This window comes from Bradyrhizobium amphicarpaeae (genome assembly GCF_002266435.3).
Taxonomy (GTDB): domain Bacteria; phylum Pseudomonadota; class Alphaproteobacteria; order Rhizobiales; family Xanthobacteraceae; genus Bradyrhizobium; species Bradyrhizobium amphicarpaeae.
Genome location: NZ_CP029426.2, coordinates 3116635 through 3128617, shown reverse-complemented (window position 1 = coordinate 3128617; position 11983 = coordinate 3116635). Strand labels below are relative to the sequence as shown.

The 11983-nt window shown below is 65.8% G+C and carries 13 protein-coding genes; 7 read left to right on the top strand and 6 right to left on the bottom strand.

The window, feature by feature from the left end:
- Nucleotides 1-10: 10 nt before the first annotated feature.
- On the top strand, nucleotides 11-382 hold the full coding sequence (locus CIT40_RS14315; protein WP_094896583.1) for a nuclear transport factor 2 family protein: 372 nt from the start codon (nucleotides 11-13) through the stop codon (nucleotides 380-382).
- A 35-nt stretch (nucleotides 383-417) separates the two neighbouring features.
- Here CIT40_RS14315 and CIT40_RS14310 read toward each other — a convergent pair whose 3' ends face one another.
- Nucleotides 418-870 (bottom strand): winged helix-turn-helix transcriptional regulator, encoded by a 453-nt coding sequence (locus tag CIT40_RS14310; RefSeq protein WP_094896582.1) that lies wholly within the window; start codon nucleotides 868-870, stop codon nucleotides 418-420.
- A 97-nt stretch (nucleotides 871-967) separates the two neighbouring features.
- Between CIT40_RS14310 and CIT40_RS14305 the strand changes: the two genes are divergently transcribed.
- From CIT40_RS14305 to CIT40_RS14295, 3 genes are all read left to right on the top strand, one after another.
- Nucleotides 968-2377: an MFS transporter gene (locus tag CIT40_RS14305; RefSeq protein WP_244611969.1), complete on the top strand. Its 1410-nt coding sequence runs from the start codon at nucleotides 968-970 to the stop codon at nucleotides 2375-2377.
- On the top strand, nucleotides 2298-2630 hold the full coding sequence (locus CIT40_RS14300) for a DHCW motif cupin fold protein (RefSeq protein WP_094896581.1): 333 nt from the start codon (nucleotides 2298-2300) through the stop codon (nucleotides 2628-2630). The genes CIT40_RS14305 and CIT40_RS14300 overlap by 80 nt, the downstream gene beginning before the upstream one ends.
- A 265-nt stretch (nucleotides 2631-2895) precedes the next feature.
- Nucleotides 2896-3105, top strand: a complete 210-nt coding sequence (locus CIT40_RS14295; RefSeq protein WP_008141931.1) for a cold-shock protein — start codon at nucleotides 2896-2898, stop codon at nucleotides 3103-3105.
- Between the two features lie 214 nt (nucleotides 3106-3319).
- On the opposite strand, the gene CIT40_RS14290 is transcribed toward CIT40_RS14295, so the two are convergent.
- Both CIT40_RS14290 and CIT40_RS14285 read right to left on the bottom strand, forming a co-directional pair.
- Nucleotides 3320-4621, bottom strand: coding sequence for an RsmB/NOP family class I SAM-dependent RNA methyltransferase (locus CIT40_RS14290; protein ID WP_094896580.1), 1302 nt, complete (start codon nucleotides 4619-4621; stop codon nucleotides 3320-3322).
- A gap of 34 nt (nucleotides 4622-4655) precedes the next feature.
- On the bottom strand, nucleotides 4656-5078 hold the full coding sequence (locus CIT40_RS14285; RefSeq protein ID WP_094896579.1) for an MAPEG family protein: 423 nt from the start codon (nucleotides 5076-5078) through the stop codon (nucleotides 4656-4658).
- A gap of 152 nt (nucleotides 5079-5230) precedes the next feature.
- Between CIT40_RS14285 and CIT40_RS14280 the strand changes: the two genes are divergently transcribed.
- Nucleotides 5231-5845 carry an acriflavin resistance protein gene (locus tag CIT40_RS14280; protein WP_094896578.1) on the top strand — a complete coding sequence of 205 codons (615 nt, stop codon included), beginning with the start codon at nucleotides 5231-5233 and terminating at the stop codon, nucleotides 5843-5845.
- Nucleotides 5846-5914: 69 nt separating this feature from the next.
- The gene (locus tag CIT40_RS14275) at nucleotides 5915-6757 is read left to right on the top strand and encodes a metallophosphoesterase family protein (protein ID WP_094896768.1); all 843 of its coding nucleotides are present in this window, start codon (nucleotides 5915-5917) and stop codon (nucleotides 6755-6757) included.
- Nucleotides 6758-6772: 15 nt separating this feature from the next.
- Here CIT40_RS14275 and CIT40_RS14270 read toward each other — a convergent pair whose 3' ends face one another.
- The 3 genes from CIT40_RS14270 to guaB all read right to left on the bottom strand — a co-directional run bounded on the left by CIT40_RS14270 (nucleotide 6773) and on the right by guaB (nucleotide 10024).
- Nucleotides 6773-7069 carry a hypothetical protein gene (locus CIT40_RS14270; protein ID WP_094896577.1) on the bottom strand — a complete coding sequence of 99 codons (297 nt, stop codon included), beginning with the start codon at nucleotides 7067-7069 and terminating at the stop codon, nucleotides 6773-6775.
- A gap of 170 nt (nucleotides 7070-7239) precedes the next feature.
- On the bottom strand, nucleotides 7240-8262 hold the full coding sequence (locus CIT40_RS14265; RefSeq protein WP_094896576.1) for an NADP-dependent oxidoreductase: 1023 nt from the start codon (nucleotides 8260-8262) through the stop codon (nucleotides 7240-7242).
- A 271-nt stretch (nucleotides 8263-8533) separates the two neighbouring features.
- Nucleotides 8534-10024, bottom strand: coding sequence for an IMP dehydrogenase (guaB, locus tag CIT40_RS14260; protein WP_094896575.1), 1491 nt, complete (start codon nucleotides 10022-10024; stop codon nucleotides 8534-8536).
- 431 nt (nucleotides 10025-10455) lie between these two features.
- Between guaB and CIT40_RS14255 the strand changes: the two genes are divergently transcribed.
- A complete protein-coding gene (locus tag CIT40_RS14255; protein WP_094896574.1) occupies nucleotides 10456-11946 on the top strand; it encodes a DHA2 family efflux MFS transporter permease subunit in 1491 nt (496 codons plus the stop codon).
- Nucleotides 11947-11983: the final 37 nt, after the last annotated feature.

The window sequence follows — 11983 nt, the reverse complement described above, 5'->3', positions numbered from 1 at the left end:
GAGAACGTTCATGTCACCGCACCATCAGCCATCAACGCTCGCCACGCTCGGCCGGACCTGGGTCGAGGCCTGGAATGCGCGCGATCTCGAGCGCGTGCTGACGCTTTACGACGAGGCCGCCGTGATGACATCCGACCGCATCCCCATGATGGGGTTCGATGCCAGCGGCACCGTGCGCGGCAAGGCGGCGTTGCGGGCCTATTGGGGCAAGGCGCTCGGGCTGATCCCGAACCTGCATTTCACGGTGATCGAATTGTTCGTCAGCCCGGACAGCGTGGTCGTGTTCTACGAGAACGAGCGGGGCAAGCGGATCTGCGAATATCTGCGGGTGAACGAGGCCGGGCTGATCGTGCAGGGCTCGGCCAACCATCTGCCGCACTGACGCCGCGATCCCAGCTCGAGGAGGTCGGCGCGCATTCAGCGCTTGCGCGCGCCGGCCTTTCTCACACTGGTGTCCGACCATGTCAGCGGTCGGCCGGCCCGAGACGGAAGCACGAGCTTGCCGACCGGCTGGCCCGCCTCGTCCACCAGATCCGAATGCACTTCGCCTCGGGCGAACAGATTGGCCTCGCCCCACTGGCGCAGGCTAACGACGACCGGAAACAGGTCGCGCCCCTTCTTCGTCAGCGCATATTCCTGATAGGCGCTGCCGTCGGAGGCCGGAACCGCTTCGAGCACGCCGAGCTCCACCAGCCTATGCAGGCGCGCGCTCAGCATGCCTTTGGCGATGCCCAGATTCTTCCGGAAATCGCCGAACCGGCGCAAGCCATCGAAGGCATCGCGCACGATCAGCAGCGACCAGATGTCTCCGATGGCATCCAGCGCGCGCGCCACCGGGCAGCTCGCCTCGGCAAAACCGGTCCGCTTCATTCGCAGCCCCCTTCAGACTGGTCCTAAAATAAGACTGGACAGCAACTGATACAACCGGTCTTATTTTAAGACCAGTTACAATACGCCGGAGACGACGATGACGGGGAACGACACTGCGACAGCGGGGCTGAAAGCGGGTGACATCGCCGGCAACTTGACCGGGCGCGGGCTCTCTCCGGCGATGGCGCTGCTGTTCGCGCTGACCTGCGGCCTGAGCGTCGCCAACATCTACTTCGCGCAGCCCCTGCTTGATGCCATGGCGCACGACCTCGACATCGCGCCCGCCGTAATCGGCATGGTGGTGACATTCACCCAGATCGGCTACGCACTCGGCCTGATCCTGATCGTGCCGCTCGGCGATCTCTTGGATCGCCGCCGCCTGATCGTCGGCCAGACCGTGCTGTCGGCGATCGGCCTCGTCGTCGTCGGCACTGCGACGCACGCCGCGGTGCTGCTTGCCGGAATGGCGCTGGTCGGCGTGCTGGCCGTCGTCGTCCAGGTCCTCGTCGCCTTTGCGGCAATGCTCGCGACGCCGGGCGGGCGCGGCCGGGCCATCGGCACCGTCACCAGCGGTGTGGTCGCGGGCATCCTGCTGGCGCGGTTCGCCTCCGGCGCGCTGGCCGATATCGGCGGCTGGCGCATGGTCTACCTGGTCTCGGCCGGCCTCATGCTTGGCCTGGCCGCCCTGCTCCTGCGCGTGCTGCCGCCCGGCCGGCCAAGCCCGATGGCCGGAGCGTCCTACCCGTCGTTGCTGCGCTCGATGGCCGCGCTATTTGCCGAGGAGCCACTCCTGCGCGAGCGCGCGGTGTTCGCGTTCCTGATCTTCGCCGATCTCAACGTGTTCTGGACGTCGATCGTGCTGCCGCTCTCGGCGCCTCCCTTCGCGCTGTCGCACACCACGATCGGGTTGCTCGGCATCGCCGGATTCGCCGGAGCCCTCGCGGCGCGCAACGCCGGGCGCCTCGCCGATCTCGGATGGGGCCAGCGCACCACCGGGCTCTCGCTGATGCTGATGCTGGCGGCGTGGGCTCCGATCGCCTGCCTGGAAACCTCGCTCTGGTTCGTGGTCGCAGGCGTCATCATGCTGGATTTCGGGCTTCAGGCCGTTCATGTGACCGGCCAGAGCCTGCTCGTCGCCGCGCGCCCGGATGCGGCCAACCGGCTGATCGGCGGCTACATGGTGTTCTACTCGGTCGGAAGCGCAGCTGGCGCGATCGCGTCGACGATGGTGTATGCGATGGCCGGCTGGACCGGCGTCTGCATGCTCGGCGCCGGGATCAGCGCCGCCGCGCTGCTGGTCTGGGTCATCATTGCGAGCAGGATACAGGTGCCGGCCGAGTGCGCATTGACGCACCAAGCAAAGATGAGGACTGCAGCGGTCGCATCCGATAACAAGGGCTCCGCCGGCATCAAGACAGGATTCCACTATGAAGCTCCCCACCTCCCCCTTCACCGTCACCGACTGGAGCACGGTCAGCCCAACCACACATGCCGGCGAGCGCGGTGAGGCCATTTGGCGCACGCTCGACATCGGCGATCTCCGGGTCCGGATGGTGGAATATTCGCCGGGCTATCTGGCCGATCATTGGTGCGATCGCGGCCACGTGCTCTACGTGCTCAAGGGCGAGCTCGACAGCGAGCTGCGCGACGGGCGCAAATTCAAGCTGACGGCGGGGATGAGCTACCAGGTTTCGGACTTCGGCGACGCCGCGCACCGGTCCTCGACCGCGACCGGGGCGACGCTCTTCATCGTGGATTGAGATCCGCCCGGCGGTTAATTTGCACCGCAAAATAGCAAAGTCGTGCGAGGTGCCGGGTCGCGGGTGATGCCTTGAACTGGCCCCAAATTCTCGCTATATTGTGATCATCGATACTTGGCCGAACGACTGGGCCGCTTCGCTTCGTTGCTGACGGGCGCGCACGCTTCAGATGACTTCTCCAAACATCGACTGAACAGGACTATGGGCGCGATTCTGCGTACCGGTCCACGTGCGTAGGCTCTTTAACTAACTAGAGGAAATTCCCATGGCTATGGGCACCGTGAAGTGGTTCAACACCCAAAAGGGTTATGGTTTCATCCAGCCGGACGACGGCCAGAAGGACGTGTTCGTGCACATCAGCGCCGTCGAGCGCGCTGGCCTCTCCTCCCTCAACGAGGGTCAGAAGGTCTCGTTCGACATCGTCGCCGATCGTCGCAGCGGCAAGTCCTCGGCTGACAATCTCCGCGTCGGCTAACGCCCGCGCAACAACGTTCTGACCACGGACGTACCGGCAGAACGCCAGAGTTAGAAAGCCCCGCGACCGGGATCCGGTGCGCGGGGCTTTTGTTTGTCCCGGTCATTCCGGGGCTCGCGAAGCGAGAGCCCGGAATCCATCGAGCCGCACGCATTGCCGCACGATGGATTCCGGGCTCGCCCTGCGGGCGCCCCGGAATGACGGCGGAGCGAAATCAGGCCGCCTTCTTCAGCACCGACACGAAAAACCCGTCGGTGCCGGTCCGCCGCGGCGTCATCAGCCAGCCCTCCTCCGATCGCAGCGCGGCCTCGCCGAACGCCTCCGCCTTGTCCCAGAGCACGCTCGCGGTCTGCTCGGGCGGGACGACCGCGAACTCGGGATGGCGCGCGATGAACGCCCTCACCTGCTCGCCGTTCTCCTCCGACAGCACCGAGCAGGTGATGTAGGCGACGCGTCCACCGGTCTTCACCAGCGGCACTGCGCGCTCCAGCACCTCGGCCTGGTCACGCAGGCGAATCTCCAGCGCGCCGGGGCGCATACGCCATTTGGCGTCGGGGTTGCGCCGCCAGGTACCGGTTCCCGTGCAGGGCGCGTCGATCACGACCAGATCAGCCGAACCGCTTATATCGGCCAGAGGATCGGCCTCGCCCTTGGGCGTGCGGACATCGGCATTGTGGACGCCGGCGCGTGACAGCCGTTCGTGGATCGGCGCGAGCTGGCGCTTGTCGCTGTCGGTCGCGATCAGCCGGCCCTTGCCCTGCATCAGGGCAGCGAGCGCCAGCGTCTTGCCGCCCGCACCGGCGCAGAGGTCGATCACCTGCTCGCCGGGCTTTGCCGCGGTGAATTGGGCCGCCAGCTGCGATCCCTCATCCTGCACTTCGATCGCGCCCTTGATGAAATCCTCCTCGGCCTGGATGCCGGGGTTGCGCGCATCGGCCGAAAGCGCGATGCGCAGGCCCGTTGCCGACCACGGCGTCGGTTGTGCGTGAAGATGAGCAAGCGACTGCAGCGCCTTGTCACGATTGGATTTTAGCGTGTTGACGCGCAGGTCGAGCGGCGCCCGGCTGGCCATCGCGGCCGCCTCCGCTGCGCGGTCCTCGCCGAACACCTTTGCCAGGTGCGAATCCAGCCATTCCGGATAGTCGCCGGCAATCGCGGCCGGCGCGCCCTTGAGGGACCGATGGCTGAGCGCGGCCTGCTCGGCCGAGGTCAGCGGCGCCGGCGCAAAACGGCTGCCGTCGAACAACGCGGCCATGGTCGTCGTGTCCATCTCGCGCTCGAGCCGGAGCATGCCGATCAGCCGGGCACGCGCGGTGTCGGCCTCCATCAGGAACGCGCTCGAGGCGTAGCGGCGCAGCACGTCCCAGACCAGCCCGGCGATGGCGGCGCGGTCGCCCGAGCCGGCAAAGCGGTGCGCGGTGCCCCACTCCTTCAGCGCCTTGGCCGCGGGCACGCGGTCCTTCTCGATGGTGTCGATCAGTTCGATGGCTGCGGACAGCCGGGCAGCGGGAGTCATTTGAATCTTTCAGATGAAATCGGACTCGCAAGAGTCAGATCAACAACAGCATTTTCAGCGCGAAGTAGATCCACATCGCGAGCAGCACCAGCACGCCGGCGAGCCAGACCGTGGAGCGGCGGCCGAGATCGTTCGAGGACACGAACACCCCGGCATGGGCAAAGCGCGTCACCACGAACACCCAGGACATCAGCACGATGAAGAGATCGGCATGGCGGAGCGGAAGCGCCAGCGCGATCAGGACATAGAACATCACCGGCAGCTCGAACTGGTTGCGGTAGCAATTGGCGATCTGGGTGGCGCCCTTGGGCCAGTTCGGCTCGCCGAGCGCGATGTCGCGGATTTTGGTTTCGCCCGCAACCAGCGTGCGACGCCGTGCCAGCACCATGCCGATCAGCAGCGCGAAGGTGAGACCCACCTGCACGAAGACAGGGAGCAGAACCATCTGAATGGACATCGGAACTTTCCCGTAAGGCGGCACACCGCGGACCGTCATTAGCCGCGTCTGCTGGTCCTGACAATCAACGAGTTGAACCGGCGTTCCCGTTTCCGCGACCAACTGCCGATAGTTAAAGCGATTTTGCCCTCGGGTCGCGCGGCGAGCCAGCCATGAACACCCTGTCCAGCCTTCTGACCGAAACCGTTGACGGCGGGCTCGGTATCCTGATGTCGGCGCTGTCGGGCGTTGCCGCGGCCCTCGCGGTCGCGCTGGCGATGACCGTGTACTTCCACCTGTCCTACCGCAGCTGGCGCGACGTGGTCAGGCATGGCCTCGCCACCCTCGCCGCGCTCGTCCTGTTCGCCTTTGCCGCCTACGACATGCGCCATGCCGCGGCGGCCTATCTCGGCCTCAACCCGTCCAAGCCGGCCGTCGAGTTCGAAATCCGCATGCCGCGGACGATGCTGACGGCGGTGACCGACAGCCAGATCGAGCTGCATACCGACCGCAACCAGACCCTGGCGCTGGTCGACGGCGTGAGCGATCTCGGCGACGGGCGCGCGCTGCTGCGCGGCGCGGTCGCCCTCAACCACCGCACCGCGGACCGCGTGCTGGTCGTGAACCTGCCGGGCAAGGGCATTTTCGAATTCCGCCTCCGCCTGCCCGCCGAGCCGCATCGCTCCCAGGAGTTCGGCCCCTGGCACCTTGCCGACCGCATCGCCTCGCCGCTCGCCGACACCGTCGCGCCGCAGGATTCCTACACGATCCGCTATCGCGTGCTTTAAACTTTGTTCGCTGCGATCCATGCCGGCGCCGTCATCGTTCCGACGCGCCAGCACGGGTACGATGATCGCATGTCCGAATTTCACCTGACGCAGATTTCCGACACCCATCTCGGCCGGCGCTTTCCCGGCCTGATCGCCAACTTCCAGGCGATCAGCGAGCATATCGACGGCAACAGGCCCGATCTCGTCATCAACACCGGCGACGTCGCCTTCGACGGGCCGACCAGCCGCGACGAGGTCGTTTTCGCAAAAGACCTGCACGACGCCCTGCCCGTCGCCTGCCGTTATCTCCCCGGCAATCACGACATCGGCGACAATCCGACTGCGGTCGGCCCGGCGCCGAGGCCGCCGGTCACGGAAGCGCACCGCCGGCAGTTCTGCGATCTCATCGGCGAAGACCATTGGTCGTTCGAAGCCGGCGGCTGGCGCTTCATTGGTCTCAACTCGCTGGTGATGAATTCAGGGCTCGCCTTCGAGGCCGAGCAGTTCGACTGGCTGGCTTCCGAGATCGCGCGCACGAACGGCAGACCGGTCGCGCTGTTCCTGCACAAGCCGCTGTTTCTCAACCTGCCCGACGATGCCGAAACGCCGGAGACGGCGATCCGCTACGTGCCGCAGCCGGCGCGGGCACGGTTGATCGAGATGTTCGGGGCGATCGATCTGCGCCTCGTCGCCAGCGGCCACGTGCACCAGCGGCGCGACTTCACCTGGCGCCACACCCGCCATGTCTGGGCGCCATCGGCGGGCTTTATCATCAACGATCAGCGCCAGGACCGGATCGCGATCAAGCAAGTCGGGCTGGTCGAATACCGCTTCCGGCCCGACAGTCTTGAAGTCCGCCACGTCAGGGCCGCGGGCCAGGTCGATGTCGACATCGAGGAGCTGCTCGCCCAGATGGGCGGCGAGCATTGAGGCGCGCCGATCGGCTCAGGCGACGCTCTTGAGGTCCTGCTGGATCGCGTCGAGCAGGGATTGCAGCGCCTCGCTGTTCACCGGCTTGGCCCCGAGATCGTTGGCAGGCGGCTGCCTGACAGGCTGCGCGGCCTTGACCGGGCGCTTCGGGAATGGCGGCGGCGCCGGCAACGCGAGGCGGGTCAGATCGCCCTCCTCGTCGACATGGACGAACTTGCCATGGATGACGTCGTCGTGGCGGCCCATGATGAACATGGCCGTCCAATAGCCGGCGGCAACCAGGATAACGCAGAAAACACTGATCTCTAACATCGCAGCACCTGAAATATGCCCGATGATTCAATGCCTTCGTGATCCCGTCAATGAACGGCCGGTCACACCTGCGGGTTTTGCGGGCAGGTGTGACCATTTGGTGACTCTTTCTTAACTATCTCCACGCGGCGTGCGGCCTCAGGGCCACGGGAGTCCCAGTTCCCGTCGCGCTAGGCCTTGTCCGGACCGACCCGGACCAGCTGCTTGCCGAAATTGGCGCCCTTCAGCAGGCCGATGAAGGCACCGGGCGCGCTCTCCAGCCCCTCGGTGACGAACTCCTTGTACTTGACCTTGCCGTCGCGGACCCATTCCGACATGTCGCGCAGGAAGTCGCCGTGGCGGGAGGCGAAGTCGGAGACGATGAAGCCGCGGAAGGTCAGCCGCTTGGTCAGCGTCGCGCGCATCATTGCACCGGCCCATTTCGGCGGCTTGGCCTCGGTGTCGTTGTAATGCGCGATCAGGCCGCAGACCGGCACGCGCGCGAACGGATTGAGCAGCGGGAACACCGCCTCGAACACGGCTCCGCCGACATTCTCGAAATAGACGTCGATCCCTCCAGGGCAAGCTTCTTTCAGCTTGGCGGCGAGATCGGGATCGCGGTGATCGATGCAGGCATCGAAGCCGAGCTCCTTCACGACGTAGTCGCACTTGTCCTTGCCGCCGGCGATGCCGACCGCGCGTGCGCCCTTGATCTTCGCGATCTGGCCGACGGCCGAGCCGACCGCACCGGAGGCGCCGGCGACGACGACGGTCTCGCCTGCTTGCGGCTTGCCGATGTCGAGCAGGCCCGTGTACGCCGTCATGCCGGGCATGCCGAGCACGCCGATCGAGGTCGAGATCGGCCCGAGCCTCGGATCGACCTTGATCAGGCCCTTGCCGTTGGAGATCGCGTGAGACTGCCAACCGGTTCGCGCGCGGACGATGTCGCCTTTGGCGAAATCCGGATTGCTGGAGGCGGCAACCTCGCTCACAGCCTCGCCTTCCATCACGCCGCCGACCGGCACCGGCGCGGCATAGGACGGACCATCGCTCATGCGTCCGCGCATATAGGGATCGAGCGACAGCCAGATCGTGCGCAGCAAAACTTCGCCCGCCGCAGGCGTCGGGATCGCGAATTCCTCGATGCGGAAATCGGACGGCTTTGGCTCGCCGACAGGACGCGCGGCGAGAACGATACGTTTGCCTTGGGACATGGCTTCCTCCTGATTGTCGTTTCGACGAGGACGGAAGCGGAGGCAGCGGGGCGCGTCAATACAAAAGCGGTGGAGGTTGATCGCGTTTCGCCACGCTTATCTCGCGTGTCCCGTACGCGCTGCAGCGCTCTTGCGCTGCTGCGCAGAGCCTGGACCCAGAAGGCGACATACGACCAAGCAGAGAATTGGGCCCCGGCTCTGCAGCGCACCGCTGAAGAAGCGCTGCGCTGCGTCCGGGGCACGAGAGCGGCGTCAAACGTGAGACGTAGGACTAACCCCCGCCCGGATAGTTCGGGCTCTCGCGCGTGATGGTGACGTCGTGGACGTGGCTCTCGCGCAGGCCCGCGCCGGTGATGCGGACGAACTGCGCCTTCTCGTGCAGCTCCTTCATGTCCTTTGCGCCGACATAGCCCATCGCGGCGCGCAGGCCGCCGGCGAGCTGGTGCATGACATGGCCGACCGCGCCCTTGTAGGGCACCTGGCCCTCGATGCCTTCCGGCACGAGCTTGAGCGTGTCCTTGATGTCCTGCTGGAAATAGCGGTCGGCCGAGCCGCGCGCCATCGCGCCGACCGAGCCCATGCCGCGATACGCCTTGTAGGAACGGCCCTGCCACAGGAACACTTCGCCGGGCGTCTCATCGGTGCCGGCCAGCAGCGAGCCGACCATGGCGATGTCGGCGCCGGCGGCGAGCGCCTTGGCGAGATCGCCGGAGAACTTGATGCCGCCGTCGGCGATGACGGGAATGTCGGCCTTCTTCGCCGCCTCGACCGCGTCCATGATCGCGGTGAGCTGGGGGACGCCGACGCCTGCAACGATGCGCGTGGTGCAGATCGAGCCCGGGCCGATGCCGACCTTGATGCAGTCCGCGCCCGCGTCGATCAAAGCCTGCGTGCCTTCGGTGGTGGCGACGTTGCCGGCAACGACCTGAACCGAGTTGGAGAGACGCTTGATCCGGTTCACCGCGTGCAGCACGTGGCGGGAATGGCCGTGCGCGGTGTCGACGACGATGAGATCGACGCCGGCATCGATCAGCCGCTCGGTGCGCTCGAAGCCGGTATCGCCGACCGTGGTCGCGGCGGCGACGCGGAGGCGGCCCTGCGCATCCTTGCAGGCGAGCGGATGGGCGACCGCCTTCTCCATGTCCTTGACGGTGATGAGGCCGACGCACCGATATTGCTCGTCGACCACCAGCAGCTTCTCGATGCGGTGCTGATGCAGCATCCGCCGCGCCTCGTCCTGGCTGACATTCTCGCGTACCGTGACGAGACCTTCATGCGTCATCAGCTCGGAGACTTTTTGCCTGGGGTCGGTGGCAAAGCGCACGTCGCGGTTGGTGAGGATGCCGACCAGCCTGCCGGGCGTGTTCTTGCCGGCGCCGGTGACGACGGGAATGCCGGAGATGCCGTGATCGCTCATCAGCTTCAGCGCATCGTCGAGCGTGGCCTCGGGGCTGATGGTGAGCGGGTTCACCACCATTCCCGATTCAAAGCGCTTGACCTGCCGCACCTGGGCAGCCTGCCCTTCGGGATCGAAATTGCGATGGATGACGCCGAGCCCGCCGGCCTGCGCCATCGCGATCGCCATGCGCGCCTCGGTAACGGTGTCCATGGCGGAGGCCATGATCGGAATGTTGAGCGGAATGGCGCGGGTGACGCGGGAGCGGATATCGACCTCGCCCGGCATGACGTCCGACAGGCCCGGCTTCAACAGCACGTCGTCGAACGTAAGGGCTTCGCGAATGCCTTGTTGCACCGTGGCCATGTGCCAACTCCTTCCGCGGCCCTGCCGCAAATGCTTATGGATGAGCGCCACCCTCGGCGTACCTTGCGGCATCGCCTGAGAATCGGAGCCCATCGGTGGGGTTGACGCGGGTCGATAGCACGGCCGTGTGACGAATCAAAGCAATTCGGACGGCTAGCCAGCCATGCACAGGCTTTTTACGTAAATTCAGCGGGGATAGCCGGCTCTGGCCCATCCGCCGTCATTCCGGGGCGCGACGAAGTCGCGAACCCGGAATCCTCCGCGCAGCGTGTGGCCCAATGGATTCCGGGCGGCGCCCGGAATCCGAGGGAAAGAGGCACGCCGTCGTCACGCAGGATTTAGGTGCTATGCGTCGATCCGCAATGGTCGCGGCTGGACAGCGGTGGTAAGCCGCAACTCCACCCTCTTCCGATTTTCATTACCAATCCGTCATGGTCGACAAGCAACGCGTCATTCCGCTGATCGTGGCCACTGCTCTCTTCATGGAGAACATGGACTCGACAGTGATCGCCACTTCGCTGCCGGCGATCGCGGCCGACATCGGCACCAGCCCGCTGACGCTCAAGCTCGCGATCACGTCCTATCTGCTGTCGCTCGCGGTGTTCATCCCGGCGAGCGGCTGGACCGCCGACCGGTTCGGCGCGCGGATGGTGTTCGCGATCGCGGTCGGCGTGTTCATGGTCGGATCGATCGGCTGCGCGCTCTCGGGTTCGGTCACCGATTTCGTGTTCGCGCGCATCCTGCAAGGCATGGGCGGGGCGATGATGACGCCGGTCGGGCGTCTCGTGCTGCTGCGATCGGTCGACAAGAGCGCGCTGGTCAACGCCATGGCCTGGGTGACGGTCCCTGCCCTGATCGGTCCCGTGATCGGCCCACCGCTCGGCGGCTTCATCACCACCTACGCGTCCTGGCACTGGATCTTCCTGATCAACATCCCGATCGGGCTGCTCGGCATCTTCATGGCGCTGCGCTTCATCGATCCCATCAAGAGCGACGAGCGCGAGCCGTTCGATCTCTACGGCATGGTGCTGGCGGGCATCGGACTTGCCGGCATCGCCTTCGGCCTGTCGGTTGCGGGTCTCAACCTGCTGCCGTGGAGCACCGTCGCCGCGCTGGTCGTGGGTGGCGCGATCTCGATGACGCTCTACGTCATTCACGCACGGCGAACGGGATCGCCGGTCCTGGATTTTTCGCTTCTGAAGCTGCCGACGTTGCGCGCGGCCGTGCTCGGCGGCTTTCTGTTCCGGCTCGGCATCGGCGCGCTGCCGTTCCTGCTGCCGCTCTTGATGCAGATCGGCTTCGGGCTGTCGCCGTTCCATTCGGGCCTCGTCACCTTTTCGTCCTCGTTGGGGGCGATGGGCATGAAGACGCTCGCGGCGCGCCTGATCCGCACCTTCGGCTTCCGAAATCTGATGACCGTGAACGCGATCGTCAGCGCGTTCTTCCTCGCCGTCTGCGCGCTGTTCACGGTGACGACGCCGCTGCTGATCATCATGGTGATCCTGGTGGTCGGCGGCTTCTTCCGCTCGCTGGAGTTCACCGCGATCAACACGGTCGCCTATGCCGACGTCGAGACCACGCAGATGAGCCGCGCCACGACGCTGGTCAGCGTCAACCAGCAGCTCGCGGTGTCCGCCGGCGTCGCCGTCGGCGCGGCCTGCGTGGAAACGACGATGTGGTTCAACCATGTCAGCGAAATCGACGCCACCGTGTTCGCCCCCGCCTTCCTCGTGATCGCGCTGACCTCGGCGGCATCGAGCTGGTTCTTCTGGCAGATGCCGGTCGACGCCGGGCACGAGATCTCCGGCCGCAAGGTCGGGGACATTTCCAGCCGCAAGGGCGCGGACAAAAGTGCGGCCAAGGCAGCCGTCAAGGCGGCGACCGAGGATACGCAGGATGTGCGGGATCAACGGCTGGGTTAGCTCAATTCGTCATTGCGAGCGAAGCGAAGCAATCCAG